Raw genomic sequence first — 673 nt, 5'->3', positions numbered from 1 at the left:
GGACGGCGCGATCCTGGTCGTGGCCGCCACCGACGGCCCGATGCCGCAGACCCGCGAGCACGTGCTGCTCGCCCGTCAGGTGGGTGTCCCCTACATCCTCGTCGCGCTGAACAAGGCCGACATGGTCGACGACGAGGAGATCATGGAGCTCGTCGAGATGGAGGTCCGCGAACTGCTGGCCGCCCAGGAGTTCGACGAGGACGCCCCGGTCATCCCGATCTCGGCGCTCAAGGCGCTCGAGGGCGACGAGAAGTGGGTCAAGTCGATCGAGGACCTCATGCAGGCCGTCGACGACTCGGTTCCGGATCCCGTGCGTGAGACCGACAAGCCGTTCCTGATGCCCGTCGAGGACGTCTTCACCATCACCGGCCGCGGCACCGTGGTCACCGGTCGTGTGGAGCGCGGCGAGATCAACGTGAACGCCGAGGTCGAGATCGTCGGTATCCGCGAGGGGTCGCAGAAGACCACCGTCACCGGCATCGAGATGTTCCACAAGCTGCTCGACTCGGCCCAGGCCGGCGACAACGCCGGTCTGCTGCTGCGCGGCCTCAAGCGTGAGGACGTGGAGCGCGGTCAGGTCGTCGTGGCGCCGGGCACCACGACTCCGCACACGGAGTTCGAGGGCCAGGCCTACATCCTGAGCAAGGACGAGGGCGGCCGTCACACGCCGTTC

At 67.8% G+C, this 673-nt stretch carries 1 protein-coding gene; it reads left to right on the top strand.

Features of this window, described 5'->3' with window-relative positions; genetic code table 11:
* Positions 1 to 673: GTP-binding protein (locus B4L26_RS18005; RefSeq protein WP_290721133.1), on the top strand; the 673-nt coding region annotated here is incomplete at both ends.

The organism is Gordonia sp. UBA7599, assembly GCA_002477755.1.
Classification (GTDB): Bacteria; Actinomycetota; Actinomycetes; order Mycobacteriales; family Mycobacteriaceae; genus Gordonia.
This window is presented reverse-complemented; position numbering and strand designations above follow the sequence as displayed.